Annotated in this window: 25 protein-coding genes and 3 pseudogenes; 16 read left to right on the plus strand and 12 right to left on the minus strand. The window is 67.8% G+C overall.

Annotated elements, in window-relative coordinates; genetic code table 11:
* Position 1: 1 nt before the first annotated feature.
* Positions 2-1909 (minus strand): hypothetical protein, encoded by a 1908-nt coding sequence (locus tag QT17_RS08550; protein WP_039459040.1) that lies wholly within the window; start codon positions 1907-1909, stop codon positions 2-4.
* A 17-nt stretch (positions 1910-1926) separates the two neighbouring features.
* On the opposite strand from QT17_RS08550, the gene sdaAB reads away from it, so the two are divergent.
* The gene (gene sdaAB / locus QT17_RS08555) at positions 1927-2589 is read left to right on the plus strand and encodes an L-serine ammonia-lyase, iron-sulfur-dependent subunit beta (protein WP_039459042.1); all 663 of its coding nucleotides are present in this window, start codon (positions 1927-1929) and stop codon (positions 2587-2589) included.
* Here the strand turns inward: sdaAB and QT17_RS08560 are convergent.
* Both QT17_RS08560 and lepA read right to left on the minus strand, forming a co-directional pair.
* Positions 2586-3554, minus strand: coding sequence for a sensor histidine kinase KdpD (locus QT17_RS08560; RefSeq protein ID WP_039459046.1), 969 nt, complete (start codon positions 3552-3554; stop codon positions 2586-2588). The genes sdaAB and QT17_RS08560 overlap by 4 nt on opposite strands.
* Entirely contained in the window at positions 3544-5367 is a 1824-nt protein-coding gene (gene lepA / locus QT17_RS08565; RefSeq protein ID WP_152607364.1) for a translation elongation factor 4, read from the minus strand. The genes QT17_RS08560 and lepA overlap by 11 nt, the downstream gene beginning before the upstream one ends.
* 91 nt (positions 5368-5458) lie before the next feature.
* Here lepA and gyrA point away from each other — a divergent pair, with 91 nt between their 5' ends.
* The 11 genes and pseudogenes from gyrA to QT17_RS08620 all read left to right on the plus strand — a co-directional run bounded on the left by gyrA (position 5459) and on the right by QT17_RS08620 (position 13612).
* Positions 5459-7876 carry a DNA gyrase subunit A gene (gyrA, locus tag QT17_RS08570; RefSeq protein WP_039459051.1) on the plus strand — a complete coding sequence of 806 codons (2418 nt, stop codon included), beginning with the start codon at positions 5459-5461 and terminating at the stop codon, positions 7874-7876.
* A complete protein-coding gene (gene cutA / locus QT17_RS08575; protein WP_039459054.1) occupies positions 7877-8188 on the plus strand; it encodes a divalent-cation tolerance protein CutA in 312 nt (103 codons plus the stop codon). It abuts the gene before it with no gap.
* Complete coding sequence (locus tag QT17_RS08580) at positions 8185-8613, plus strand: nucleotidyltransferase (protein WP_039459057.1); 429 nt, start codon at positions 8185-8187, stop codon at positions 8611-8613. The genes cutA and QT17_RS08580 overlap by 4 nt, the downstream gene beginning before the upstream one ends.
* The gene (locus QT17_RS08585) at positions 8610-8840 is read left to right on the plus strand and encodes a hypothetical protein (protein WP_039459060.1); all 231 of its coding nucleotides are present in this window, start codon (positions 8610-8612) and stop codon (positions 8838-8840) included. Before QT17_RS08580 ends, QT17_RS08585 begins: the two co-directional genes overlap by 4 nt.
* 74 nt (positions 8841-8914) lie before the next feature.
* The gene (locus tag QT17_RS08590; RefSeq protein WP_039459063.1) at positions 8915-9523 is read left to right on the plus strand and encodes a helix-turn-helix domain-containing protein; all 609 of its coding nucleotides are present in this window, start codon (positions 8915-8917) and stop codon (positions 9521-9523) included.
* A gap of 420 nt (positions 9524-9943) precedes the next feature.
* Positions 9944-10303 carry a hypothetical protein gene (locus QT17_RS08595; RefSeq protein WP_039459066.1) on the plus strand — a complete coding sequence of 120 codons (360 nt, stop codon included), beginning with the start codon at positions 9944-9946 and terminating at the stop codon, positions 10301-10303.
* A complete protein-coding gene (locus QT17_RS08600) occupies positions 10300-10983 on the plus strand; it encodes a response regulator transcription factor (RefSeq protein WP_039459068.1) in 684 nt (227 codons plus the stop codon). The genes QT17_RS08595 and QT17_RS08600 overlap by 4 nt, the downstream gene beginning before the upstream one ends.
* 8 nt (positions 10984-10991) lie before the next feature.
* Positions 10992-12249: pseudogene (locus tag QT17_RS08605) on the plus strand (sensor histidine kinase).
* A 22-nt stretch (positions 12250-12271) separates the two neighbouring features.
* The gene (gene sufU / locus QT17_RS08610) at positions 12272-12688 is read left to right on the plus strand and encodes a Fe-S cluster assembly sulfur transfer protein SufU (RefSeq protein ID WP_039459070.1); all 417 of its coding nucleotides are present in this window, start codon (positions 12272-12274) and stop codon (positions 12686-12688) included.
* Positions 12685-12891, plus strand: a complete 207-nt coding sequence (locus QT17_RS08615; protein ID WP_039459072.1) for a hypothetical protein — start codon at positions 12685-12687, stop codon at positions 12889-12891. The genes sufU and QT17_RS08615 overlap by 4 nt, the downstream gene beginning before the upstream one ends.
* A gap of 10 nt (positions 12892-12901) precedes the next feature.
* Positions 12902-13612: an alpha/beta fold hydrolase gene (locus QT17_RS08620; RefSeq protein ID WP_039459074.1), complete on the plus strand. Its 711-nt coding sequence runs from the start codon at positions 12902-12904 to the stop codon at positions 13610-13612.
* On the opposite strand, the gene QT17_RS08625 is transcribed toward QT17_RS08620, so the two are convergent.
* The 8 genes and pseudogenes from QT17_RS08625 to QT17_RS08660 form a co-directional block, all read right to left on the minus strand.
* Complete coding sequence (locus QT17_RS08625; protein WP_039459075.1) at positions 13609-14577, minus strand: NAD(P)H-dependent glycerol-3-phosphate dehydrogenase; 969 nt, start codon at positions 14575-14577, stop codon at positions 13609-13611. The genes QT17_RS08620 and QT17_RS08625 overlap by 4 nt on opposite strands.
* A complete protein-coding gene (locus QT17_RS08630) occupies positions 14574-15572 on the minus strand; it encodes a hypothetical protein (RefSeq protein ID WP_039459079.1) in 999 nt (332 codons plus the stop codon). Before QT17_RS08630 ends, QT17_RS08625 begins: the two co-directional genes overlap by 4 nt.
* A 16-nt stretch (positions 15573-15588) precedes the next feature.
* Positions 15589-16129: pseudogene (gene pyrE, locus QT17_RS08635) on the minus strand (orotate phosphoribosyltransferase); the annotation flags it as partial.
* Positions 16130-16134: 5 nt separating this feature from the next.
* On the minus strand, positions 16135-16905 hold the full coding sequence (pyrF, locus tag QT17_RS08640) for an orotidine-5'-phosphate decarboxylase (protein ID WP_039459106.1): 771 nt from the start codon (positions 16903-16905) through the stop codon (positions 16135-16137).
* A gap of 19 nt (positions 16906-16924) precedes the next feature.
* Positions 16925-18149 (minus strand): annotated as a pseudogene (locus QT17_RS08645) (VWA domain-containing protein).
* Complete coding sequence (locus QT17_RS08650) at positions 18130-18528, minus strand: nucleotidyltransferase substrate binding protein (protein ID WP_039459081.1); 399 nt, start codon at positions 18526-18528, stop codon at positions 18130-18132. Before QT17_RS08650 ends, QT17_RS08645 begins: the two are co-directional and overlap by 20 nt.
* Positions 18513-18815 (minus strand): nucleotidyltransferase family protein, encoded by a 303-nt coding sequence (locus QT17_RS08655; RefSeq protein ID WP_039459084.1) that lies wholly within the window; start codon positions 18813-18815, stop codon positions 18513-18515. Before QT17_RS08655 ends, QT17_RS08650 begins: the two co-directional genes overlap by 16 nt.
* Complete coding sequence (locus QT17_RS08660; protein ID WP_039459087.1) at positions 18805-20199, minus strand: sigma 54-interacting transcriptional regulator; 1395 nt, start codon at positions 20197-20199, stop codon at positions 18805-18807. Before QT17_RS08660 ends, QT17_RS08655 begins: the two co-directional genes overlap by 11 nt.
* Before the next feature lie 80 nt (positions 20200-20279).
* On the opposite strand from QT17_RS08660, the gene hslV reads away from it, so the two are divergent.
* The 4 genes from hslV to QT17_RS08680 all read left to right on the plus strand — a co-directional run bounded on the left by hslV (position 20280) and on the right by QT17_RS08680 (position 23992).
* Positions 20280-20846: an ATP-dependent protease subunit HslV gene (hslV, locus tag QT17_RS08665; RefSeq protein ID WP_152607366.1), complete on the plus strand. Its 567-nt coding sequence runs from the start codon at positions 20280-20282 to the stop codon at positions 20844-20846.
* Positions 20843-22093, plus strand: coding sequence for an ATP-dependent protease ATPase subunit HslU (gene hslU / locus QT17_RS08670; RefSeq protein WP_039459090.1), 1251 nt, complete (start codon positions 20843-20845; stop codon positions 22091-22093). Before hslV ends, hslU begins: the two co-directional genes overlap by 4 nt.
* A gap of 21 nt (positions 22094-22114) precedes the next feature.
* The gene (locus QT17_RS08675; RefSeq protein WP_039459093.1) at positions 22115-23182 is read left to right on the plus strand and encodes a tetratricopeptide repeat protein; all 1068 of its coding nucleotides are present in this window, start codon (positions 22115-22117) and stop codon (positions 23180-23182) included.
* A gap of 78 nt (positions 23183-23260) precedes the next feature.
* Entirely contained in the window at positions 23261-23992 is a 732-nt protein-coding gene (locus QT17_RS08680; RefSeq protein WP_039459096.1) for a formate dehydrogenase accessory sulfurtransferase FdhD, read from the plus strand.
* Here the strand turns inward: QT17_RS08680 and tatA are convergent.
* Positions 23989-24153 carry a twin-arginine translocase TatA/TatE family subunit gene (gene tatA / locus QT17_RS08685; protein ID WP_018112255.1) on the minus strand — a complete coding sequence of 55 codons (165 nt, stop codon included), beginning with the start codon at positions 24151-24153 and terminating at the stop codon, positions 23989-23991. The two genes, QT17_RS08680 and tatA, sit on opposite strands and share 4 nt — an antisense overlap.
* Positions 24154-24160 lie beyond the last annotated feature (7 nt).

The following is a 24160-nucleotide window of genomic DNA, read 5'->3' on the forward strand; positions in this document are numbered from 1 at the left end:
GCTACGACCTCCTCAAGCTTAAGCCTAACCCCAAAAGGTGGAGGGTGTAGGCGAGGAGGATAGGCCCGGGGCCTTCCCCCTGAAGGAGGCGGAGGAGGCCCCAAGCGGCGAGGAGGAGGAGGAAGACGCCAAGCCCGGCGGCGAAGCCCGTGCTCCCGGGAACCAGGAGGCGCACCGCCAGGGCGTAGGTGGGGGGCACGTTGCCCTTGCGCCGGGGGAGGAGGAAGGCGAGGAGGTGGTAGAGGAGGAGGAGCGCGTAGCCCAGGAAGGCCCAGGGCTTAAGCCGCTCCGCCAAGGGGAGGGGAAGGGCGAGGAAGGTGCGCCAGGGGTCTTCCAGGAAGCGGCCGAACTCCACCCGGAGGAGGACCGAGTACAGGGTGCGGGCGCTGGGCCCCGCCTCCCGCGCTCCCCAGAGGTCCGTCCCCAGGCCCAAGGCGGTGCGGATGGGCCCCTCCAGGGGGGCCTTGCGGTAGGCCTCCGCCAGGGCCTCCTCCTCCCCCCTGAGGGCCAGGGCGAAGGGGAGGCTGCTTTCCCCAAGGAGGGTTTTGGCCTCCTTGGGCGCTTCCGGCAGGAGGGCGTAGCCCAAGAGGGCCTTGGTCTCCGGGGTGGGGGGGAGGGAGCGAAGCCAGTCCTGGGCCGCCTGGGTGCGCAGGGTGCCCCGGTCCAGGGGCGGGGCGAAGAGGAGGCTTCGGGCCCGCTGGTCCAGGCCATAGAGGAGCCAGGAGGCCCCCAAAAGGACGAGGAGGAGAAGGGCGAGAAGCCGTTCCCCGAAGCTGGCGTAGGCCAGGGAGAGGTGCCTCAGGCGCAGGAGGGGGTGGCGGAGGAAGCCGCCCCAAAACCCCCCGAGGGCCCTAAGGTCCCGAAGCTGGGGGGGGAGGTAGAAGAGGACGAGGTAGGCGAGGAGGGCCAGGTACGTTAAGGCGAGGACCCACAAAGCCTCGGGAAGCCCCTCCAGGCTTGGGGGAAGCCAACCCTTTAGGACCGCCACCGCCTCCCTCAGGCGCAGGGCCTGGGCGGGAAGGCCTTGGGCCTCGAGGGCCTCCGCCCGCTCCTGGAAAAACGCCAGGGAGCCCGGGAAGAGGGGGCTTGTGCGGAGGAGGGTTTCCGTGAGGAGGCGGGCCTTTTCCGGTTCCTTGCCCGAAAGGCCCTTCGCCGCCTCCGCAAGGGCGAGCACCGGGGCGAAGGCGAAGGGCAGCTCGGGGCGGTGGCCCCGGGCCAGGAGGTCCTGGCGGTAGGCCTCGAGGTCCTCGGGGCTAAGGTTCTTGGGGTCCAGGGCCCAGTAGGCGAAGTAAGGCCAGGGCTTGGGGGGGTTGAGGGCCTCCAAGAGGGGCCTAAGCGCCTTAAGGTCCTCCGCGCTTCCCTCAAAGGGGCGGGGCGGGAAGGGGATGGAAAGCACCCGTTCCCCCTCCAAAAGGGCCTCGGGGCCGGGCCTCAAGGCCACCACCTTGGCGGGGGCGAAGTGGAAGCGCGCTTCGCCGTTAAAGCCTAGCTCCAGGACCAGAAGCCCCTGGGCCAGATAGACCCGCTCTCCCTGGACCAAAGGCCCCACCCAGGGCCCCTTGGGCAAGGGGTAAAGGCCCGAGGGGAGGAGGAGGCCCTCCTCGGTGAGGGTGGGGGCCTGCCCCAAGGCCACGAAGCGCCCCTCCAAAGCCCCTGAGGGGAGGGAAAGGCGCACCCGGTACTCCCCCGGGGTCTCGGGGGTGAAGGAAAGGCGAAAGCTCCCCCCTTCCGGCACCACCTCCAGGGTCTTGGGGCCCGTGGGGCCTTCCACCACCAAGGGGTAGCGGCCCTCCGGCAGGTCGCGCCCCTCCAGGGTGAGGGGGGTGCCCGCCTTGGCCTCCGGGGGGACCAGGAGGCTTTGGGCCAAGACCCACGGAAGAAGGGCCAAAGCGGCGAGCCAGCGGCGCATGGCGTTATTCTACAGGCATGGGTCTTTTGGACATGATCGGTCCGGTGATGGTGGGGCCCTCCTCCAGCCACACCGCCGGGGCCTGCCGCCTAGCCCTCCTCGCCCGCCACCTCCTGGGGGAAAAGCCCAAGCGGGTGGAGTTCGGCCTTCACGGCTCCTTCGCCAAGACGGGGAGGGGCCACGGCACCCACCTGGCCTTGGCCGCCGGGGTGTTGGGCCTGAGGCCGGACGACGAGCGCCTCAAGGAGAGCCTGGCCCTGGCGGAAAGGGAGGGGGTGGAGGTGGCCTTTAGGGAGGTGGAGCTCGGGGACGTCCACCCCAACACCGTGCGCATGGTCCTGGAGGGGGAGAAGGAGCGCCTTGTGGTCACGGGAAGCTCCTTGGGCGGGGGGCTTGTGCGCATCTTTGACCTGGACGGGTTTGAGGTGCGCATCACGGGGAGCGCCCCCACCCTGGTGATCCGCAACGTGGACACCCCGGGGGTGGTGGCCCGGGTGGCCCGGATCCTGGCGGACGACGAGGTGAACATCGCCCACCTCACCGTGAGCCGCAAAAAGCGGGGGGGTGAGGCCATGATGAGCCTGGAGATGGACCGCCCCCTTTCGGAAAAGCCCCTGGAGTATTTGGCCTACCTCTCCTACATCCTGTGGGTGCGGCAGATCCCCCCGGTGATGGACTAGGCCCGGCCCAGTTCCAGGCGAAGGCAGGCACCCCCTAAGGGGCTTGGCCCGGCGGTGAGCTTGCCGCCGTGGGCTTCCGCCACCTTATGGGCCGTGTAGAGGCCAAGCCCCGAGCTTCCCCGCCTGCCCGGGCCTTGGCGGAAGGGCTGGACTAGGGCCTCGAGGGGAAGGGGAAGCCCGGGGCCGTCGTCCTCCACATGGATGGCCCCTTCCTCCACCCGCACCCGCACCTCCTTTCTGGCGTGGCGGAGGGCGTTTTCCAGGAGGTTGGCGAGGGCCCGCTCCACAAGAAGCCTCTCCCCCCGCCCAAGCCCCGCCCCTTCCAGGGAAAGCCGGAGGCCCCGGCCCTGGGCCTCCTCCTGGTAGCGGAGGAGGAGGTCTTCCGCCAGGGCCCTGAGGTTCAGGGTTTCCGCCTGGGGGGGGCGGGCCTCGAGGCGGGTGAGGGCGAGGAGGTTTTCCACCAGCTGGAAGGCCCGGGAAAGCTCTTTCCGGAGGTTTTTAAGCAGGGCGAGGCGCCTTTCCTTGCCCAAATCGTCTGCCTTCTCCAAGTACTCCAGGGCGCGGATGGCGGAGATGAGGGGCGTCTTCAGGTCGTGGGCCAAGGCGGCGTAAAAGGCTTCCCGGGCCTCCAGGAGCTCGCTTAGGCGCTTCAAGAGCTCTTCAAACCGCCCCCGGAGCAAGGCGATCTCCGCCGGGGGGGGCTCCTTGGGGGCGGGCAGGCGAAGCCGGAGCTCCCCTCTTAGGGAAAGGTAGGCGAGGGCCCGGGTGAGCTCCTCCAAGGGTCTAAGAAGCCCCCGGGCCAGAAGGTAGCCCACCCCCGCGGACACCCCGGCCAAAAAGAGGAGCCAAAGGAGGAGGGGAAGCCAGGACCCCTCCCCCAAAAGGCCCAAGGTGAGGGCCAGGACCAGGTTGGGCAAAAAGGCCAGAAGACCGATGACCAGGGCGAGCCTAGCCCTAAGGCTCATCCTTCCCCGCCGAGAGCACCGCCAAGAAGGCCTCCTGCGGCACCTCCACCTTGCCGATGGCCTTGAGGCGCTTCTTGCCCTCCTTCTGCTTTTCCAGAAGCTTTTTCTTCCGGGTCACGTCCCCGCCGTAGCACTTGGCCAAGACGTCCTTGCGGAGGGCCTTCACCGTGGCCCGGGCGATGATCTTGCCCCCGATGGCCGCCTGGATGGGTACCTCAAAGAGTTGGCGGGGAATGACCTCGGCCAGCTTGTCCACGATGGCCCGGGCCATGCTGTAGGCCTTTTCCCGGTGGGCGATGAAGGTGAGGGCGTCCACCACCTCCCCGTGGACCAGCACGTTCACCTTGACCAGGTCCCCCGGTTGGTAGCCCGCCTGCTCGTAGTCCATGGAGGCGTAGCCCCGGGAGAGGCTTTTCAGGCGGTCGTGGAAATCGTAGAGGATCTCGGCGAAGGGGGCCTCGTAGACGAGCTCCACCCGCTTTTGCCCCCCCGGGAGGTAGTTCATGCTCTGAAGGCGGGCCCGCTTTTCCTGCGCCAGCTGCATGATGTTACCCACGTACTCTTCCGGGGTGAAGATGGTGAGCTTGACGTAGGGCTCCAGGATCTCCTCTATCTTGGTGGGGTCGGGGAGGTCGGCGGGATTGTGGATCTCCACCTCCTCCCCGCCCTTGAGCCGCACCTTGTAGACCACGCTGGGGGCGGTGGCGATGAGCTCCAGGCCGAACTCCCGCTCAAGCCGTTCTTGCACGATCTCGGCGTGGAGGAGGCCCAGGAAGCCGCAGCGGAAGCCGAAGCCCAAGGCGGTGGAGGTCTCCGGCTCAAAGGAGAGGGCGGCGTCGTTCAGCTTGAGCTTCTCCAGGGCGTCCCGGAGCTTGTTGTAGTCCCCCGAGTCCACCGGGTAGAGCCCGGCGAAGACCACGGGCTTGGCGGGGCGGAACCCGGGGTAGGGGGTGGGGGTGGGGTTTTGCGCCAGGGTGATGGTGTCCCCCACCTGGACGTCGTGGATGTCGCGGATGGCGGCGGTGAGCCAGCCCACCTCCCCCGCGGAGAGGCTTTCCGTGGGTACTAGGCCCTGGGGCGTGAAGACGCCCACCTTGTCCACGGTGAACTCCTGGCCGGTGGAGTAGATGCGGATCCTGTCCCCGGGGCGCACCGTGCCCTCAAAGATCCGCAGGTGGGGGATGACGCCCTGGTAGGCGTCGTAGAGGGAGTCAAAGATGAGGGCCTTGAGGGGGGCCTCGGGGTCCCCTTGGGGCGGGGGGATGCGCTTTACGATGGCCTCGAGGATCTCCTCCACCCCCTCCCCCGTCTTGCCTGAGGCGAAGATGGCCTCGTCGGCGGGGATGCCCAAGACCTCCTCCACCTCCAGGGCCACCTCCAAGGGCCGGGCGTTGGGCAGGTCTATCTTGTTGATGACCGGGATGATCACGTGGTTGTGCTCCAGGGCTAGGTAGAAGTTGGCGATGGTCTGGGCCTCCACCCCTTGGGTTGCGTCCACCACCAGGAGCACCCCTTCCACCGCCGCCAAGGCCCGGGACACCTCGTAGGTGAAGTCCACGTGCCCCGGGGTATCAATGAGGTGGAACGTGTAGGTGTTTCCGTCCTTGGCCTGGTAGTTCACCCGCACCGCGCTGGCCTTAATGGTGATGCCCCGTTCCCGTTCCAGTTCCAAGGAGTCCAGAAACTGCTCCCGCATCTCCCGCTCGCTCACGGCGTGGGTCATCTGCAGGATGCGGTCGGCCAGGGTGGACTTCCCGTGGTCCACGTGGGCGATGATGGAGAAGTTGCGGATGCGGCTTGCCATCCTTTCCATCGTCCGGGGTAGCGGGGGTGAAGTCAAGGGAGGCGCAAAACCCCGAGTCCTGGTAAGATAAGACTCGGCGTCTAAACGCCTCAGGAGCGCTATGTCCCAGGTCGTACCTGTAGAAATCACCGAGGAGCTTAAGCAGAGCTTCATCAACTACGCCATGTCCGTCATCGTGGACCGGGCCCTGCCCGACGTGCGGGACGGGCTCAAGCCGGTCCAGCGGCGGATCCTCTTTGGCGCCTACCAGGAGGGGGTCTTGCCCACCCGCAAGCACGTGAAAAGCGCCAAGATCGTGGGCGAGGTCATGGGCAAGTACCACCCCCACGGGGACGCCGCCATCTACGACGCCCTGGTGCGCTTGGCCCAGCCCTGGAACCTGCGCTACCCCCTGATGGACGGCCAGGGCAACTTCGGCTCCATTGATGGGGACCCCCCGGCCGCCCAGCGCTACACCGAGGCCCGGCTCTCCCACCTGGGGGCGGAGATGCTGGCCGAGATTGACAAGGAAACGGTGGACTTCCGCCCCAACTACGACGGCTCCCTTAAGGAGCCCGAGGTCTTGCCCGCCGCCATCCCCAACCTCCTGGTGAACGGGGCGAGCGGCATCGCCGTGGGCATGGCCACAAGCCTCCCGCCCCACAACCTTTCCGAGGTGGTGGACGCCCTGGTGGCCATGATTGACAACCCAGGGATCACCCTCGAGGAGGTCATGCGCCACCTCCCGGGCCCCGACTTCCCCACGGGGGGGAAGCTTTCCCGCAAAGGGATCAAGGAGGCTTACGCCACCGGCCGGGGAAGCCTGAAGGTGCGGGCTAAAGTGCGGATTGAGGAGAAGGGCCAGCGCCCCATGCTGGTGGTCACGGAGATCCCCTACCAGGTGAACAAGGCGAGCCTCATCGCCCAGATCGCCGCCCTGGTCAAGGCCAAGAAACTGGAGGACATCGTGGCCCTCCGGGACGAGTCCGACCGGCAGGGGCTCAGGATCGCCATTGAGCTCAAGCGGGGCGCGAACCCCCAGGTGGTCCTCAACCAGCTCTACAAGCACACCGCCTTGCAGACCTCCTTCACGGTGAACCTGCTGGCCATCGTCCAGGGGGAGCCCAAGGTCCTTTCCCTCCTCGGCCTCATGCGCCACTACCTGGACCACCGCAAGGAGGTGGTGCGGCGCAGAAGCCTCTTTGACCTGAGGAAGGCCGAGGAAAGGGCCCACGTCCTGGAGGGGCTTCTCATCGCCTTGGACCACATTGACGAGGTCATCGCCCTCATCCGGGGCTCGGAGGACGCGCAAAAGGCCCGCGCCGCCCTCATGGAGCGCTTTGGCCTCACCGAGGTCCAGGCCCAGGCCATCTTGGACATGCGCCTGCAGCGCCTGGTGGCCTTGGAGCGGGAAAAGCTCCAGGAGGAGTACCGGGAGCTCATGGAGGAGATCGCCCGGCTTAAGGCCATCCTCCAGGACGAAACCCGGCTTTGGAGCGAGGTGAAGCAGGATCTCCTCCGGGTCAAGGAAAAGTACGGGGATGCCCGCCGCACCCTCATCACCGAGTTTGAGGAGAACTTCAACCCTGAGGACCTCATTGAGGACGAGCCCATGGTCATCACCCTCACCGCCCAGGGCTTCCTCAAGCGCCTCCCCTTGGAGGCCTACCGGGCCCAGGGCCGGGGGGGCAAGGGCCTGGTGGCGGGGAAGACCAAGGAGGAGGACGAGGCCACCCAGGTCTTCGTGGCCGGGGCCCACGACGACCTCCTCCTCTTCACCAACCGGGGCCGGGTCTACCGCCTCAAGGTCTACGAGCTTCCGGAGCTCGGCCGCCAGGCCCGGGGGGTGCACGTGAAAAGCCTCCTCCCCCTCTCCGAGGAGGAGGAGGTGGCCGCGCTCCTTTCCGTGCGGGGCCTCGAGGGGGAAGGCTACCTGGTCTTTGCCACGGAACGGGGCCTGGTGAAGCGCACCGCCTTAAGGGAGTACCAGAACCTGGGGGCGGCGGGCCTCATCGCCATCCGGCTCCAAGAGGGGGACCGCCTCATCGGCGTGGCCCTTTCCGACCCTGAGGACGAGGCCATCCTGGCCACGGAGGCGGGGCAGGCCATCCGCTTCCCCCTGGAGGAGGTGCGGGCCACGGGGCGGGACAGCCAAGGGGTCACGGGCATCCGCTTTAAGAAGCCCGGGGACCGGGTGGTCTCCCTCCTTGCGGTGAAGCCCGGGGAGATGGTGGACCTCCTGGCGGTGAGCACCCGGGGCTACGGCAAGCGCACCCCCCTTTCCGAGTACCCCCTGCAGGGCCGGGGCGGGGTGGGGGTGATCACCTACGGGGTGAGCGTGCGCACCGGGCGGCTTTCCGCCCTCCTAAAGGTGCGGGGTACGGAGGACCTCCTGGTCCTCTCCAAGAAGGGCCTGGCCATCCGCACCCCGGTGAAGGAGATTCCCCAGTACTCCCGGCCCACCGCCGGGGTCAAGGTGATGAACCTGCCCGAGGACGACGAGGTGGCGAGCGCCTTCGCCGTGGAGGAGGAGAAGTAGATGGAAGAGGTGGTCCTCATCACCGTGCCCACGGAGGAGGTGGCGAAGACCCTGGCCCGGGCCCTGGTGGAGGAGCGCCTGGCCGCTTGCGTGAACATCGTCCCCGGCCTCACCTCCATCTACCGCTGGCAGGGGGAGGTGGTGGAGGACCGGGAGCTCCTCCTCGTGGTGAAGACCACCACCTTCGCCTTCCCTCGGCTGAAGGAGCGGGTGCGCGCCCTCCACCCCTACACGGTGCCCGAGATCATCGCCCTGCCCATCGCCGAGGGGCACGGGCCCTATCTGGAGTGGCTTAGGGAGAACACGGGATGACCCCGGACATGCGGGACTTCCTCCGGGCCCTCCACGCCCAAGGGGCCCGGTTTTTGGTGATCGGGGGCTACGCCCTGGCCTTCTTGGGCCGGCCCCGCTTCACCAAGGACCTGGACCTCTGGGTGGATGGCAAGGAGGCGGGGAAGGTTTTGTCCGCCATCCGGGACTTCTTCGGGGGAGATGACCTCGGCCTCACCCTGGAGGACCTGGCCACCCCGGGGGTCATCCAGCTGGGCTACGCCCCCAACCGGATAGACCTGGTGATCCTGGACGCTCCTTCCTTTGACGAGGCCTTTGCCCGGCGCCTTACCTTTGAAGTGGAGGGTGTCCCGGTTTTCGTGGTCCATCCCGAGGACTTCAAGCACCTCAAGCAGGCCTTTGGCCGTCCCGTGGACCTGAGGGATATAGAGGAGCTAGAGCCATGAGGAAGATCCGCCCATTAGCCCGCCGCTTTCCCCTAAGCGCCCCTCCGGACGACCGGGAGGAGTGGCGGGACGTGCCCCTGGAGGCAAGGCTCCGGGCGGTGTGGGAGATGGCCCTCTTCTGGGCGGAGCTGGCGCGGGAGGAGGCGAGGCGCCAGGGAAAGCCAGCGGAGGTCTCCACGGAGCGCCTCCTGCCCATCGCCCGGAGGCGCCCCCTGCCGCCCCGGTAGCCCGGGCGATTTTTTCAACCCAAAGGTTTACAAAATCCCCGGGGGCGTGCTAGCCTGGGGCTGAGGAGGCAACCATGACCCAGGCCCGCGAAACCCTAAGCTTCAAGCCCGGCGAGGTCATCGTCTACCCCGGGGTGCCGGGGCCCAGGGACCGGGTCTACCGGGTCCTCGAGGGCCTGGTGCGCCTGGAAGCGGTGGACGAGGAGGGGAACGCCCTCACCCTGCGCCTGGTGCGCCCGGGCGGCTACTTTGGTGAGGAAGCCCTTTCCGGCACCGAGCGCACTTACTTCGCCGAGGCGGTGACGGAGGTGGCGGTGGAAGCCCTGCCCAAAGAGCCCAGGCCCGAGGAGCTCCTGGACCTGGTGGCCCACCTGGCCCAGGCCCTTGCCGAGTCCTACCGTCGCATAGAACGCTTGGCCACGCAAAGGCTCAAAAACCGCATGGCCGCCGCTCTTTTGGAGCTGGCGGAAACCCCCTTGGCCCGGGAGGAGGAGGAGGGCCTGGTCCTACGGGCCACCCACGACGAGCTGGCCGCCGCGGTGGGGAGCGTCCGGGAAACCGTGACCAAGGTGATCGGGGAGCTCGCCCGGGAGGGGTACATCCGCTCGGGCTACGGCAAGATCGTCCTCCGGGACGTGAAGGGCCTTAAGGAGCTCGCCCAAAGCCGGGGCGATGGCCGCTGAAAACCGGGAGGCCCGGGCGTAAACCAAAGGCCATGCGCCTCCGCCGGCGTTTTCTCACGGGGCTCATCACCCTTCTTCCCCTCCTCGTCACCCTCTACTTTTTGGGCTAGGTTTACACCTACTCCGGGGGTACATCCAGGGATTTTTGCGGCTCCCAAATCTGGAGGTGCCCGGGGCCTACCAGCCTCTTCTTCCCTTTTTGGGGCTTTTCTCGCCGCTTTATCCACCTGGTGGGCACCCCGGCGGAAAACCACCTGGGCCGAAGGCTCCTTCACCGGAGCGCTCCCTCCTCGGGCAGAAGGAGGTGAAGTTCAGCCGGGCGGCGGTGATTGAGTACCCTCTCCTCCTGCCGGAGAAACCTTCAGGCCCCTTAACCTCCCTCCCACAAAGGGCGGAGCCCTCCGCCTAAAATGGGGAAAGATGCGCCTTTGGGCTTTTCTCCTCCTTCTCGGCGCGGCTTTGGCCGCCTTGCCCCCCTTCTTGGGCCCCGCTTTGCCCCCGGGGACGGAGCTTAGGCTCCTTTCCCAGGACCTGCGCACCCTCCACGGGGCCTGGCGGGTGGAGGGCAAGCGCCTTCTTCCCCTTTCTCCCCCCGTGCCTCCCAGGTTTGGGCAGGAGGTGCAGCTCCTTCTGGCCCTTCCCGGGGAAAGGCCCAAGGCCTTTCCCGGCGTGGCGGAACGGGGGGATGTCCTGCTCCTTTGGGAAAGGGAGCGGGTGAGCCTCCTCAAGCTTCTCAGGGAGGTTTACGGCCTCACCCCCCCGGAAAGGCTTTGGCCATGAAGCGCATCCTCCTCATTGAGGACGATCCCGAGGTGGCCCGGCTGGTGGAGCTGGAGCTGAAGGAAGCGGGCTTCCAGGTGGAGTGGGCCAAAAACGGCATGGAGGGCCTCATGCGCCACCGGGAGAAGAAGCCCGATTTGGTGGTCTTAGACCTGGGCCTCCCCGATCTGGACGGGGCGGAGGTGGCCCGGCGCATCCGGGCCACGGACGACACCCCCATCCTGGTCCTCACCGCCCAAGACGCCGTGGAGCGCAAGGTGGGCCTGCTTTCCGAGGGAGCGGACGATTACCTGGTAAAGCCCTTCCATCCCGCCGAGCTTTTGGCCCGCATCCAGGTGCAGCTGCGGCACAAGGGGGGAAGCGAGGTCCTGGCGGTGGGGAAGCTGGAGCTTTACCCCAAGCGGCGCCAGGTCTTCTTCGGGGAAACCGAGGTGCGGCTTTCCCCCAAGGAGTTTGACCTCCTCCACCTCCTCATGGGCCGCCCGGGGAGGGTCTTCCCCCGGGAGGAGATTGAGGAGAAGATCTGGGGCCGCCCCTTGGGGCGGGAGTCCAATGTGCTGGACGTGCACGTGGCCAACCTGCGCGCCAAGCTGAGGGAGGTGGGGGCCTACGGCTACCTGCGCACGGTGCGGGGCCTGGGCTACGCCGTGCGCCCGGGCAAAGGGGAAGAGGACGCCTAGGGCTCCCCATGCCGCCCCTATCCTTTCGCCTGCGCCTTTTCCTCTCCTTTAGCCTCCTTTGGCTCCTCTTCCTGGTGGGAGCCCTTTACCTGGCGGGCCGGGGGGTGGAGCGGGCCTTGAGGGGCCACCTCGAGGCCACCCTCCTCGAGGACGCCAGGAGGGCGGCGGAGGCCTACCGCAAAGGCCAGGCGGGAAGCCTCATCGCCACGGGGGGCGTGTACCTCCACCTGTACGCGGAAGACGGGGAGCCCCTCCTCCTCACCCGGCCCGAGCACCGCCTGCCCCGAGAGGCGCTTAAGGGGGCGGGGGAAACCCCGCGGGTGGCCTTCCAAAAGGGCTTCGCCGCCGCCTGGGTGCGCACGCCCCTCGGGGTCGTCGCCCTCACCCAGGACACCGCCCCCATTGACCTGGCCCTGGCCGCCTTGCGGCGGTCTTTGGTGGAGGCCTTTTTCCTCCTCTTCCCCTTGGGGCTGGGCCTGGTCTACCTCACCGCCCGCCTGGCCACCCGCCCCCTGGAAGCCGCCGCCCGGGAAATCGCCCAACGAAGTCCCGAGCGCCTGGACCCCGTGCCCCTTACCCTTCCCCAGGACGAGTTCGGGCGCATGGTGGAGGCGGTGAACGCCCTCCTAAAGGCCCTCAAGGAGGCCAAGGAAGAGGAGCGGGCCTTTCTGGCCGAGGCGAGCCACGAGCTCCGCACCCCCCTCACGGTGCTCCTGGGTCACCTGGACCGCCTGGCGCGAAACCCCTTGGACGGGGAAGCCCTCGCCACCGCCCGGGCCACGGCGGAAAGGATGCGCCGCCTGGTGGAGGACCTCCTGGCCTTGGCCCGGGGGGAGATGGGCTTTAGCCTCAATCCCCACATCGTGGACCTGAAGGCCTTGGCCCAAGAGGCGGCGAGGGAGTACGGGGTGGCCTTCGGGGGGAGGAGGCCGAGGTCCTGGGGGACCCTGACCGGCTCTTGCAGATGCTCCGCAACCTCCTTTCCAACGGGGTGCGGGCCGCGGGGAAAGAGGGGGTAAGGGTGCGCCTTCGTCGGGAAGGGGACCAGGCGCTTTTGGAGGTGGAAGACAGCGGCCCCGGCATCCCCGAGGACCTCCTGCCCCACCTCTTCCGGCGCTTCGCCCGGGGGCCCGGGGGGGCACGGGGCTGGGGCTTGCCATCGCCCAGGCCATCGCCCAGGCCCACGGGGGGGAGATCGCCGTGGAAAGCCGCCCCGGACGCACGGTCTTCCGGGTGCGCCTCCCCCTTCTGGAGGCGGAGGGGTAGCCTTTGGGGTAGAGTAAGGGCAATGGGCGTTCTGGATGAGCTTTATCGGGAAACTATCCTAAAGCACTACCAAAACCCCAAGAACTTCGGGGCCTTGCACCAGGCCACCAAGCGGGCCGGGGGGATGAACCCCTCCTGCGGGGACCAGGTGGAGGTGATGGTCCTCCTGGAGGGGGACACCATCGCCGACATCCGCTTCCAAGGCCAGGGGTGCGCCATTAGCACCGCCAGCGCCTCCATGATGACCGAGGCGGTGAAGGGGAAAAAGGTGGCGGAGGCTTTGGAGCTCTCCCGCAAGTTCCAGGCCATGGTGGTGGAGGGCACTCCTCCCGACCCCGCCCTGGGGGACCTTCTGGCCCTCCAAGGGGTGGCCAAGCTCCCCGCCCGGGTCAAGTGCGCCACCCTGGCCTGGCACGCCCTCGAGGAGGCCTTGCGGTGAGGCGCTACCCCGCCCACAAGGTGACCCCCCTTCTTCTCCGGCACCCCGACCTCATGGAGGCCTGGAAGGAGGCGGCCCGGGAGGGGCGGCTCAGGGCGGAAACCCGGGGCAAGGAGAACTTCGTGGTGGTGGAAGACCCCGCCCTTCAGGCCCGCCTCAAGGCCTTGGGGCTAGAGGGGGAGCCGGTGGAGGCTTCGGGGTAAGCTAGGGGCCATGAGGGGCCTGGTCTTCCTCCACGCCTTTCCCTACAACCCCGGGATGTGGGAAGGGGAGCTTCGCCACTTCCGGGGCCGGCTCCCCGTCCTCGCCCCCCACTACCTGGGCCTGAGCCTGCCCCAGGCGGCGGAAAAGGTCCTCAAGGAAATGGACGAGGCGGGGATGGAGGAGGCGGTTTTCGTGGGGCTTTCCATGGGGGGCTACCTCATCTTTGAGCTTTGGCGAAGGGCCCCCGAGCGTTTCTTGGGCTTCGTCCTGGCGGACACCCGCGCGGGGCCCGACACAGAGGAAGCCAAGCGAAACCGCCACGCCCTGAGGGAGCGGGTGCTCCGGGAAGGGGTGGGCTTTTTGCCCGAGGTCCTTTTGCCGAGCCACTTGGGCCGCGCCACCCAGGCGGAGCGGCCCGAGGTGGTGGCCAGGGCCAAGGAGCTCATCCTCCAGGCCAGCCCCGAGGCGGTGGCGGAAAGCCTAAAGGCCTTGGCCGAGCGCCCCGACTCCACCCCCCTTCTCCCCGGGATGCGCCGCCCCGCCCTGGTCCTGGTGGGAGAGGAGGACACCCTAACCCCCCCGGAGGAGGCCAAACGCCTGGCGCGGGCGCTTCCCGAGGCCCGGGCCCTCATCCTGCCCGAGGCGGGGCACCTGGCCAACCTGGAAAACCCCAAGGCCTTCCGCACCGCTCTTTTGGGCTTCCTGGCGGAAACCTTTTAGCCCTCCGCCTTCGGCTCCCGTCCCATGAGTTCCTGGAGGGCCTTTAAGGGGTCTAGCCCCTCGTAGGCCACCCGGTAGACCGCCTCGGCGATGGGAAGCTCCACCTCCGCTTCCCGCCGCCAGGCCATGAGGGCCTTCACCGCGTAAAGCCCCTCCACCACCCCGCGGTCCTCGAGGCGCTCCAAGGCCTCCCCCCGCACCAGCCTTTCCCCCGCCCCCCGGTTGCGGGAGTGCAGGCTATAGGCGGTGGCGAGGAGGTCGCCCAGGCCGGCAAGGCCGTAAAAGGTGGCCTCCTCCCCCCCCTGGGCGGTGCCGAAGCGCACCATCTCCTTGAGGCCCCGGGTAAGGAGGGCGGCCTTGGCGTTGTCCCCAAGCCTAAGCCCGTCCACCATCCCCGCCGCCAGGGCCAGGACGTTTTTGAGCCCCCCGCCCAGCTCCACCCCCCGGAGGTCGGCGCTGGTGTAGACGCGAAAGGTGGGGCTATGGAAGACCTCCTGCGCCCGCCGGGCCAGGGCCTCGGGGCCCGCCGCCACGCTGGCCGTGGGCAGGAAGCGGGCCACCTCCTCGGCGTGGTTGGGTCCGGAAAGGGCGGCCACGGGCCGGCCCGTGAGGGCGGCCACCACCTGGCTCGGGGTGAGGAGCGCCCCCTCCCGGAAGAAAAGCCCCTTCGTGGCGGAAAGGTACCAGGGGGCCTGGGGGAGGTCCCTAAGGGTGTCCAGGGCTTTGGAAGGAAGCGCCACCACGGCGAACTCCGCCCCTGAAAGCGCCTCCTCCGGGTCGTGGGTGGGGTAAAGGTAGGCGGGAAGGGCCACCCCGGGAAGGTATTCCTTGTTCTCCCGGTGCGCCCGCAGGGCCTCGGCGTGCTCCTTCCTGCGGCAAAGGAGCGCCGTGGGGATGCCCTTGCTGGCCAAAAGGACGCCCAAGGCCGTGCCCCAGGCTCCTGCCCCCAAAATGGCCACCTTCATAGGAGAAACCTCACCTCCCAAGCCTCGTACCAGGCGGCGAGGAGCAGGAAGAAAGCCCCCAGGTAAAAGCTAAGGAAAAGCGCCCGCAACCCCTTCCGGTACCCCTCCCCCCGGGCCGTGTGGGCCAGGAGGGCGAGCCCGCCAAAGGTCACCAGAATATAGGCCTGGAGCTCCAAAAGAAGCGTGGGCAGGTGCAGGAGGAAGGTGGGCCCAAGGACGGCCGGGGAGAGGGCGAAGCCGAAGGCGAAGTAGCGGAGGGCGTTGAGGAGCAGGACGGGAAGCCCGAGGAAAAGGGCGGGGACGAGCCCGGTGAGCAGGAGGCCTTGGCTAAAGTTCCAGTGAAAGATGACCCCGGCGAGGACGAGGACCCCTTTCCCCACCGCCTCCTCGAGGCCGATGGCCTCCAGCGCCCCCCCGAAAAGGGCCTGCACCGCCCGGGCCAGCTCGGGCATCCCGTAGGCCAGGAGGCTTCCCAGGGCGAAAAGGCCGTAGAGGAAAAGGTTGGTGAAGAGGTAAAGCCCCCATTGCGCCCGGAGGAGGGCCAAGGCTTCCAAAAACCAAGCCCGGAAGGGGGAGGGCTGGAGGAGGAGAAAGCCCCAAAAAAGGCTTAGGAGCAAAAACCCCCACCCCGCCGCCGGGGTGAGAAGGTATGGGGGCAAGGCCAGGCCCTGGGGACGGAAAAACACCCGGCGCACCTCGCCCCCCTCCAGGACCACCACCACCTCCCCCACCTCCTCCCCCAGGGCGGCGGGGAAAAGCACCCGGTTCCCCTCCACCTTGGGGCTTTCCAGGTTCACGGAAAGCCCCTTGGGGGGCGGGGGGAAGAGGGCGTAGCGCTGCAAAAGCCTTGGCGCCTCCCCAGGGGGGGCGCGGAGGATCTCTTCCAGCTTGGGGGAAAGCTTCCCCTCAAGCCACCGGGCCACCGCCTCCCGGGCCGCCTGGGGGCTTGCCGCGGCGAAGGAGAAGGCAAGGGCGAGGGCCAAGAGCCAGCGCACCTAGACCTCCTCCAGGGGGGATGCCCTGTTGGCACAGGGGGCAGGCCTTCGGGGGGGGTACTGGGGCACCTCGAGGCGGGCCAAGGCGCGGAAAGGGGACGCCAAAGGCCGCTCGGCCCCCGCTTTCGGTCCACGATGGCCCCCACCCCCACGCACACCGCCCCCCGGGCCTCCGCCGCCCGGATGGCCTTCCGCACGCTTTCCCCCGTGGTCACCACGTCCTCCACCGCCAAAAAGCGCTCCCCTGGGTTCAGGGTGAGCCCCTTGCGGATGGTCATACCCCCTAGGCCGTCCTTCTCGGCGAAAAGGGCCCTGGCCCCCAAGGCCCGCGCCACCACGAAGGAAAGGATCACCCCCCCGATGGCGGGGCCCAGGACGAAGTCCACCGTCTCGTCCTCAAAGAGCCGGCCCAAGGCCTCCCCCACCGCCTCGGCGTAGAGGGGGTGTTGCAGGAGGGCCGCCGACTGTAGGAAAAGGGGAGAGTGCATCCCCGAACGCAGGAGGAAGTGCCCTTCCAAAAGGGCCCCCGTCCTCCGGTAAAGCTCCAGGACGTCCATCCCCCCTACTCTACCAGGGCGAGGAGGGCTTCCGCCGCCTTCCTCGCCTCCTCGAGGTCCGGCCTCCCTCCTGGGTAGAAGAGGGCCCGGCTTGCGGCGAGGAGGAGGCCCCTGCCCTTCAAGGGGCTACCCCCTTGGGCCCCGATGCCGGGAAGGAGAAGGGGAGCGGAAGGCGCCACTTCCCGCACCGCCTTCACCGCCTCGGGGTACGTGGCCCCCACCACCATCCCCACCCGGCTCCAAGGGCCTTCCCGCAAGGCCTCCCCTTCCCGGGCCAAGGCCTCCGCCAGGTGAAGGTAAAGGGGCCTTCCCGCCACGGGAAGGTCCTGGAGAAAGCCCGAGCCCGGGTTGGAGGTTTTGGCCAGGACGAAGACCGCACCCCCGCTTTGCCCGGCCGCCCGGAAGAAGGGGGCGAGGGCGTCCAGGCCCAGGTAGGGGTTTGCCGTGAGGGCGCTTCCGGGAAACCGGCGGAGGTAGGCCTCGGCGTAGGCCTCCGCCGTGGAGCCAATATCCCCCCGCTTCCCGTCAAAGATCACGGGAAGGCCCATGACCCGGGCGGCGCTGGCCAGCTCAACGAGGAGGGCCATCCCCTCAGGGCCCAGGGCCTCAAAGAAGGCGAGCTGGAACTTCACCGCCGCCAGGCGCCCCGCCAGGGCCTCAAAGAGCGCCAAGGCGTAGCGGCGCAGGTGGGTGAGGGGCTCGGGCCCGTGGAGGTCGGGCCTTGGGTCCACCCCTAGGACCAAGGGAGGGCGTTCTAGGGCCAGGAGAAAGTCCACGCCCTCCACTATACCGGCCTTAGTTAGCCCGCACCTTCTTGTTGAGGAAGTCCAGGAGCAGGTATTTACCGATGTTCCTAGGGCTTGTGAGGTAGGCCTTGCCCCGGGTGATCTGGGAAAGTTTCTTCACAAAGGCCAAAAGCTCGGGTTCCCGGGCTAGCATGAAGGTGTGGATGGGGATGCCTTCCCGCCGGGCCAAGGTGGCCTCCTTCAGGGTTTCCGCCAGGATCAAGGGGTCCAGGCCCCAGGCGTTTTTGTAAATCTCCCCGCTGGGGAGGGTGAGGGCCGAGGGCTTGCCGTCGGTGATGAGGATGATCTGCTTCATCTCCCCGCCCATCTTCCTGAGGAGGGTGCGGGCGAGCTCCAGCCCCGCCTTGGTGTTGGTGTGGTAGGGGCCCACCTGGGCCAGGGGGAGCTTGGCCAAGGGGATTTCCTCGGCGGTGTCGTGGAAGAGGACGAAGCGCACCCGGTCCCCCGGGTACTGGGTGCGGATGAGGTGGGCCAGGGCCAAAGCCACCTTCTTGGCGGGGGTGAAGCGGTCTTCCCCGTAGAGGATCATGGAGTGGGAGCAGTCCAGGAGGACCACGGTGCTCATGCTGGCGGTGTACTCCGCCAGGTCTATCACCAGGTCTTCGTGGCTCAGGCCTTCTGGTCCCTTGGCTGCTATTTTCTTCAGGGTTTCCGGGGTATTGAGCTCCAGGGGGTCTCCCCACTCCCAGGGCTTGGTTTCCCCCGTCTTCTCCACCCCGGGGGCGTGGTGGGGGGTGGGGTGGAGGCCTGGGGGGGTTGCGGCCCAAGGCGCCAAGGAGCTCCCGCAAACTCTTTAGCCCCAGGAAGTCCGAGGCTTTCTCGGTGAGCTCCAGGCGGGTTTCCCCCGCCTCGCCCTTGTACCCGCCTTGGACGGGGCTGGTGGGGTCTTCCCCAGGAAGGCGGAGGTAGCCCGCTTCCTGGAGCTTCTGGATCATGCGCTGGATGGCTTGGTAAAGCCGGGTCTCCTCTTTGCGGTTCGCGAAGCGGGCCTCCCGGAGCCAGTCCTCGGGGACGAGCTCGTTTTTCAGGAGGGCCTGGAGGAGGGCGTCGTAGAGGTCTTCCAGGCTTGGGGTGCGGTTCGGGTCGGGGTCGTAGCGCTGGAAGGGGTCGGAGAAGCCCGAGTCCAGGAGAAAGTCTTCCAGGAGGCTTAGGATCTCCTCGGCGGAGAGTTCCTCCAGGTTTCCCTCGTAGCGGCTATACCGGATCGCCTTCATCCATCCTCCCTAGAGCCCGTTCCATGAGCTCGGCGTAGCGGGGAAGGCGCTGGTAGATGGCCTTGGCCAAGCCTTCGTTATAGGTGTGGACCGTGAGGTGGCGGTCGTCCGTCATGGCCAAGCTCAGAAGGGTTTCCTCCTCGTTCCAAAGCCCCACTTCCCGGGCCAGGCGGAATGTGCCCTTGGGGCTTGCCGCCTCGAGGCCCTCCCGCTCCCTCAAGTAGGCCTGTAGCGCCTTCCAAAAAGCCTCAAAGGTGTATTCAGAGTGCTGGACGGCGGCGTCCCGCTCCACGGGGGTGGGCGCTTCCAGGAAGGCCACCTCCTTGAGCATGCCCAAGGCTTTGCGGGCGAGGGTGAGGCGCTCTAAAACGCGGCCCATAGGATCCCTTCCTTAAGCACCCGCTCCCGGAAGGCGGGGTCCACTGAGCTTAGGTCCACCAGGTCTACCCGCCGCACCACCGGGGCTTCCTCCAAGGCCTCCCGCAGGAGGGGAAGGAGAGGAGCAAGGGGTTTGGGGGCGAGGAGGGCCAGGTCCAGGTCCGAGGCCCGCCCGCCTTCCCCCCGGGCGAAGGAGCCGTAAAGGTACAGCCTGGCCCCTGTCCCCTTCAGGAAAGGCCCTAAGGCCGCCACCACCGCTTCTCGCTCCCGGGCAAGGTCAGTTCCCATAGCCCCGCGTCCTTTCCGCCGCTTGGTAGCTGGCCTCGCCCCGGGCGAGCTTCCTCCGGCCCACGAGGCCCTCCAGGACGAACTCCGCCGCGGAGAGGAGAAGCTCGGGAACCTCGCCCTCCACCAGGGTACGGGCCGCTTCCAAAAGCCCCGGAACCTCGGCCAGCGCCGCCAACGCTTCTTCCAGGCCCCCCTCGGGCAAGGTGAGCAGGTTCCCCGCCTCAAAGTGGGCCACGATGGGCTCGGTCCTCAAGCGGTAGCGGGGGAGGACGAGGCCGAAGGCCCGTTGGATGAGCTCCTTGGCCACCCGCTCCGCCCCCTGCAGCTCCCCCTCGTACTCCAGCTCCAGCTTCCCCGTGATGGCGGGAAGCCCCTGGTAGAGGTCCAGGGGCCGGGCCACGGGCCGGATGCCCAAAAGAAGGGCCCGCCTTTCGGCGCTCGCCGCCACCACCTCCAGGAGGCTGATGGGGAGGCGCTGGCTCACCCCAGCGCTCTGGTCCACCCGGCGGTCCTCCCGGGCGGCGAAGGCCACCGCCTCCACGGAAAGCCGCACCCACTCCGGCACCTCCACCCCTTCGGGCACGTAGGCCTCCTGGGCGCTGATTTTGGCTCCTTCTTCCAGGCTTCGTGGGTAGTGGGTGCGGATCTCGCTCCCGATGCGGTCCTTTAGGGGGGTGACGATGCGGCCCCGGGCGGTGTAGTCCTGGGGGTTGGCGGTGAAGACGAGCCAGACGTCCAGGGGGAGGCGGATGGGATAGCCCCGGATCTGGATGTCGCCCTCCTCGAGGATGTTGAACAGCGCCACCTGCACCTTGGGGGCCAGGTCGGCGAGCTCGTTCACGGCGAAGAGGCCCCGGTTGGCCCGGGGAAGGAGGCCGTAGTGGATGCTCTCCAAATCCGCCATCCCCGTGCCCCGCCGCGCCGCCTTGATGGGGTCCATGTCCCCCAGGAGGTCAGCCACGGTGGTGTCGGGGGTGGCGAGCTTTTCCACGTAGCGCTCCTCCCGCCCCACCCAGACGATGGGGGCCTCGTCCCCGGCTTCTTCCACCAGCCTTTTCCCCTCGGGGGAGATGGGGGCGAGAGGGTTGTCGCGAAGCTCGGTGGGCAGGGCGGGGATCTCCTCGTCCAGGAGGCTCACCAGGCTCCGGAGGATCCGGCTTTTCGCCTGGCCCCGGGTGCCCAGGAGGATGAAGTTCTGCTTGGCCAGGATGGCTTGGACCAGGGCGGGGATCACCGTGTCCTCGTAGCCGTGGATGCCCGGGAAAAGCCTTTCCCCCCGCCTGAGCTTCTCCCGGAGGTTTTCCCGGGCCTCGTCCTTCACCGTGCGCCGGAGCTTTTCCAGGGGGTAGGTGCGCTTGAGCTCGCCTAAGGTCTTGGCCTTCACCCTTTCCAGTTTAGGGTGTCCGGGAATAGGGGTGTGTGTCCCGGGTCGCCCTGCGTTGCTCCTTGCCTAACGCCCTTCTCATGGCGAAGGGGTATCTTGGCGGCGTGGAGATCCACGGCACCACCATCCTGGCCGTCCGCAAGGACGGGGTCACGGCCTTGGCCGGGGACGGCCAGGTGACCTTTGGCCAGACGGTTCTTAAGCGCGGGGCGGTGAAGGTGCGGAAACTGGAGGTGGGGGAGGGAGTCCTGGTGGGCTTCGCTGGGGGGGTGGCAGATGCCTTGGCCCTTCTGGAGCGCTTCGAGGAGAAGCTCAAGGAGGCCAAGGGCGCCCTCTTGAGGGGGGCGGTGGAAACCGCCAAGCTCTGGCGCATGGACCGGGTCCTCCGCCACCTTCAGGCCATGATCGTGGCCGCCGACCGGGAAACCATGGTCCTCCTATCGGGAAGCGGCGAGGTCATCACCCCGGAAGAGCCCCTATTGGCGGTGGGCTCGGGGGGGCCGTACGCCTTGGCCGCCGCCAAGGCCCTTTACCGCCACTCTGGGCTTTCCGCCCGGGAGATCGCCGAGGAGGCCATAAGGATCGCCGCTGAGGTGGACCTTTACACCTCGGGCCAGGTCACCGTTCTCACCCTGGGGGAAGCATGAACCTCACGCCCGCCGAGATCGTTCGGGAGCTTTCCAAGCACATCGTGGGCCAGGAGGCGGCCAAGCGGGCCGTGGCCGTGGCCTTGCGCAACCGCTACCGCAGGAAGCAACTGCCCCCCGAGATCGCCCGGGAGGTGACGCCCAAGAACATCCTCATGATCGGGCCCACGGGGGTGGGGAAAACGGAGATCGCCCGCCGCCTGGCCCGCCTGGCGGGGGCCCCGTTCGTCAAGGTGGAGGCCACCAAGTTCACCGAGGTGGGCTACGTGGGCCGGGACGTGGACTCCATCGTGCGTGACCTGGCGGAGGCCAGCTACCAGCTCGTTTTGGAGGAGATGAAGAAGAAGGTGGAGGAAAAGGCCCTGGCCTTCGCCGAGGAGGAGCTCGCCACCCTTCTAAGGGCCTCCGTGGCCGAGGTCCGCTCAGGGCGGCTGGACGGCCTTTCCGTGGAGGTGCAGGTGGAGGAGGAGGTGAGCCTGCCCTTCATGGGGGTACTGGGGGGTGAAGGGTTCGGCGGCATGGGGGAGATGCTCAAAGGGCTTCTCCCCAAGCGGCCCGCCCGCAAGCGCATGACGGTGAAGGAGGCGCGGGAGGTGCTGAAGAACCAGCACGCCGAGCGCCTCATTGACAAGGAGGAGCTCAAGGAGGAGGCGCGGCGCCGGGCCCAGGAGGAGGGGATCGTCTTCATTGACGAGATTGACAAGGTGGCCCGTAGGGAAGGCACCGTGGGCCCGGACGTTTCCGGGGAGGGGGTGCAGCGGGACCTCTTGCCCATCGTGGAGGGCACGGTGGTCTCCACCCGCATCGGCCCCATTTCCACGGAGCACGTCCTCTTCATCGCCGCTGGGGCCTTCCACGTGGCCAAGCCCTCGGACCTGATCCCCGAGCTCCAGGGGCGGTTTCCCATCCGGGTGGAGCTTTCCCCCTTGGGCCCGGAGGAGTTTTTCCGCATCCTGAAGGAGCCGGAGAACTCCCTCATCCGCCAGTACACCGAGCTCCTTAAGGCCGACGGTACCGAGCTCGTCTTTCACGAGGACGCCCTCTGGGCCATCGCCGAGGCGGCCCACCGGGCCAACCGGGAGCTGGAGGACATCGGGGCCCGGAGACTCGCCACGGTGCTGGAACGGGTTTTGGAAGAGGTGAGCTTTCAGACCGACCTCGGGCGGGTGGAGATCACCCGGGCTTACGTGGAAAAGCGGCTGGAGGAGGTCTTCGCCTCCCCCGACTTGACGCGGTTTGTGCTTTAAACTCTTTGGAGGAGGTTTGGCATGCGTTGGTTGCTTTTGGCCCTGAGCTTGCTGGCGGTTCTCACCTTGGCCCAGACCCCTCCGCCCTCAGCGGGGCAGACGGCCACCCAGGATGCCTTGAAGCTGGGGGTGCAGCTTTACGCTTTGGGGCGGTACGAGGCGGCCCTCGAGGCCTTTGAGCGGGCGGCCAAGGAGAGGCCCCAAGACCCGGATGTCCTCTACTGGCTGGCCCGGGCCCAGCTCAAGGTGGGCCTATTGAACCCGGCCTTGGAAAACGCCAAGGGCCTGGTGGCCAAGAACCCCCGCTACATCGGGGGCTACATGGTCCTTGCGGAGGCCTACATCGCCCTTTACCGGGCCAGCGAGGACCGGGAGAAGGGGAAGGCGTACCTGGACCAAGCCTTGAGCGTCCTTCGCGATGCGGAGCGCATCAACCCCCGCTACGCCCCCCTCTTCGCCCAGCGGGGTTTGGTCTACGCCCTCTCGGGCCAGGTGGACAAGGCGGAGGACGGCTTCAAGAAAGCCCTTTCCTTGCAGGACACCCCCGAGGTGCGCCTGGCGCTGGCGGAGCTTTACTTGGCGGCGGGGCGGCTGGACGAGGCCTTGGAGCAGTACGCGCGGGCCCTCCAGCTGGCCCCGAAGGACGCCGACTTAAGGGTGCGCTACGCCTCGGCCCTCCTCCTCAAGGGCCGGGCGGAGGAGGCGGCCAGGGCGTTGGAGGAGGGGCACAAGCTCAAGCCCCTGGACGCCGAGGGATGGTATACCCTGGGGCAGGCGTACGTGGCCCTAGGTCGGATGAAGGAGGCGGGGATGGCCTTGGAGAACGCCATCGCCCTGGCCCCCTTGCGCTTTCCGGCCGCCTACTACTACCTGGGCCTGGTTTACTTGGCCCTGGGGGATGCCCAGAAGGCCAAAAGCCGGCTCACGGTGGCCGTGCGCTTGGAGCCCAAGCGGCCCGAGTACCGCTACCAGCTTTGCTTGGCCAACGAGAAGCTCGGGGATAAGGAAGGGGCCCGCTACCAGTGCCAGGAGGCGCTGAAGCTAAAACCCGGCTACAAGGAGGCGGAGGAGGTCCTGCGCCGGCTTTAGCCGGACCCCGGGGCCCTGGGGGCTTTGTGCTCCCAGGGCTTTTTTATTGGGCGAGGGAGGGCTATCGTGAGGGGGTCTATGTGGCGTTACGAGGGGGGGCGCTTCTCGGCGGAAAGCTTTCCCCTGCCTGAAGAGGCCTGCCTTCTCCTGGTGGTGAACGGCGAGCCCTGGACCGCTTTGAGCTACACCCCCGGAGATGAGGCTTACTTGGCCTTGGGCCACCTCCATCTAAGCGGGGTCCTACCCAGCCTGGAGGGAGTTCGGGTTCTGGTGGGGGAGGGGATGGTCTTGGTGGACCTTCCCCGCACCCCTATGCGGGGCGTGGGGGTAAGGGATAGCGGCTGCGCCGCTGGATTGCGTTTTGGCGAGCCCAAGCTGATTCCTCTCCCCCAGGTTCCTTTGGGCCCGGAGCTACCCATTCGCCTCCTCGCTGAGCTTCGCGCCCGCGCCCGGGCCTACGCCCGCACCCGGGGCATCCACGGCGCCGCCCTCTTTGACCTCGAGGGCAACCTCCTCTACCTCAACGAGGACATCGGCCGCCACAACGCCATGGACCGCTTGGCGGGGTTCATGCTGGCGGAGGGCATCGGTCCGCCCGTGCTCGTGGCCTCCACGGGCCGGGTGAGCCTGGAGATGGCGGCCAAAGCGGTGGGCATGGGGGCGGTGCTCCTGGCAAGCCGCACCGGGGCCACCGCACCCGCGGTAGCCCTGGCCCACCGATACGGCCTAGCCCTGGCGGCCTACGTGCGCCCCACGGGCTACCGCCTCTATGCCCCAGGAGGGATGCCCGTGGGGGAGGGGGTCCTCTAAGCCTTGGGCTCTTCCTTCTTTTCCTCGCCCTCCTGGAGGCCTTTCTTGAACTCCCGAGCCGACTGGCCGATGCCCCGAGCGAGCTCGGGAAGCTTTTTGGCGCCGAAGAGGAGGAGGATGACCAGAAGGATGAGGAGGATTTCCACCGGACCTAAGCGCATGGGCCCA

The sequence above is a fragment of the Thermus sp. 2.9 genome, from assembly GCF_000794385.1.
GTDB lineage: Bacteria > Deinococcota > Deinococci > Deinococcales > Thermaceae > Thermus > Thermus thalpophilus.

What these genes read in the sequence shown, in the direction of transcription:
- QT17_RS08550 (WP_039459040.1), bottom strand. Translation starts at nt 1,909, where the DNA reads ATGCGCCGCTGGCTCGCCGCTTTGGCCCTTCTTCCGTGGGTCTTGGCC.
- sdaAB (WP_039459042.1), top strand. Translation starts at nt 1,927, where the DNA reads ATGGGTCTTTTGGACATGATCGGTCCGGTGATGGTGGGGCCCTCCTCC.
- QT17_RS08560 (WP_039459046.1), bottom strand. Translation starts at nt 3,554, where the DNA reads ATGAGCCTTAGGGCTAGGCTCGCCCTGGTCATCGGTCTTCTGGCCTTT.
- lepA (WP_152607364.1), bottom strand. Translation starts at nt 5,367, where the DNA reads ATGGAAAGGATGGCAAGCCGCATCCGCAACTTCTCCATCATCGCCCAC.
- gyrA (WP_039459051.1), top strand. Translation starts at nt 5,459, where the DNA reads ATGTCCCAGGTCGTACCTGTAGAAATCACCGAGGAGCTTAAGCAGAGC.
- cutA (WP_039459054.1), top strand. Translation starts at nt 7,877, where the DNA reads ATGGAAGAGGTGGTCCTCATCACCGTGCCCACGGAGGAGGTGGCGAAG.
- QT17_RS08580 (WP_039459057.1), top strand. Translation starts at nt 8,185, where the DNA reads ATGACCCCGGACATGCGGGACTTCCTCCGGGCCCTCCACGCCCAAGGG.
- QT17_RS08585 (WP_039459060.1), top strand. Translation starts at nt 8,610, where the DNA reads ATGAGGAAGATCCGCCCATTAGCCCGCCGCTTTCCCCTAAGCGCCCCT.
- QT17_RS08590 (WP_039459063.1), top strand. Translation starts at nt 8,915, where the DNA reads ATGACCCAGGCCCGCGAAACCCTAAGCTTCAAGCCCGGCGAGGTCATC.
- QT17_RS08595 (WP_039459066.1), top strand. Translation starts at nt 9,944, where the DNA reads ATGCGCCTTTGGGCTTTTCTCCTCCTTCTCGGCGCGGCTTTGGCCGCC.
- QT17_RS08600 (WP_039459068.1), top strand. Translation starts at nt 10,300, where the DNA reads ATGAAGCGCATCCTCCTCATTGAGGACGATCCCGAGGTGGCCCGGCTG.
- sufU (WP_039459070.1), top strand. Translation starts at nt 12,272, where the DNA reads ATGGGCGTTCTGGATGAGCTTTATCGGGAAACTATCCTAAAGCACTAC.
- QT17_RS08620 (WP_039459074.1), top strand. Translation starts at nt 12,902, where the DNA reads ATGAGGGGCCTGGTCTTCCTCCACGCCTTTCCCTACAACCCCGGGATG.
- QT17_RS08625 (WP_039459075.1), bottom strand. Translation starts at nt 14,577, where the DNA reads ATGAAGGTGGCCATTTTGGGGGCAGGAGCCTGGGGCACGGCCTTGGGC.
- QT17_RS08650 (WP_039459081.1), bottom strand. Translation starts at nt 18,528, where the DNA reads ATGGGCCGCGTTTTAGAGCGCCTCACCCTCGCCCGCAAAGCCTTGGGC.
- QT17_RS08655 (WP_039459084.1), bottom strand. Translation starts at nt 18,815, where the DNA reads ATGGGAACTGACCTTGCCCGGGAGCGAGAAGCGGTGGTGGCGGCCTTA.
- hslV (WP_152607366.1), top strand. Translation starts at nt 20,280, where the DNA reads ATGGCGAAGGGGTATCTTGGCGGCGTGGAGATCCACGGCACCACCATC.
- hslU (WP_039459090.1), top strand. Translation starts at nt 20,843, where the DNA reads ATGAACCTCACGCCCGCCGAGATCGTTCGGGAGCTTTCCAAGCACATC.
- QT17_RS08675 (WP_039459093.1), top strand. Translation starts at nt 22,115, where the DNA reads ATGCGTTGGTTGCTTTTGGCCCTGAGCTTGCTGGCGGTTCTCACCTTG.
- QT17_RS08680 (WP_039459096.1), top strand. Translation starts at nt 23,261, where the DNA reads ATGTGGCGTTACGAGGGGGGGCGCTTCTCGGCGGAAAGCTTTCCCCTG.
- tatA (WP_018112255.1), bottom strand. Translation starts at nt 24,153, where the DNA reads ATGCGCTTAGGTCCGGTGGAAATCCTCCTCATCCTTCTGGTCATCCTC.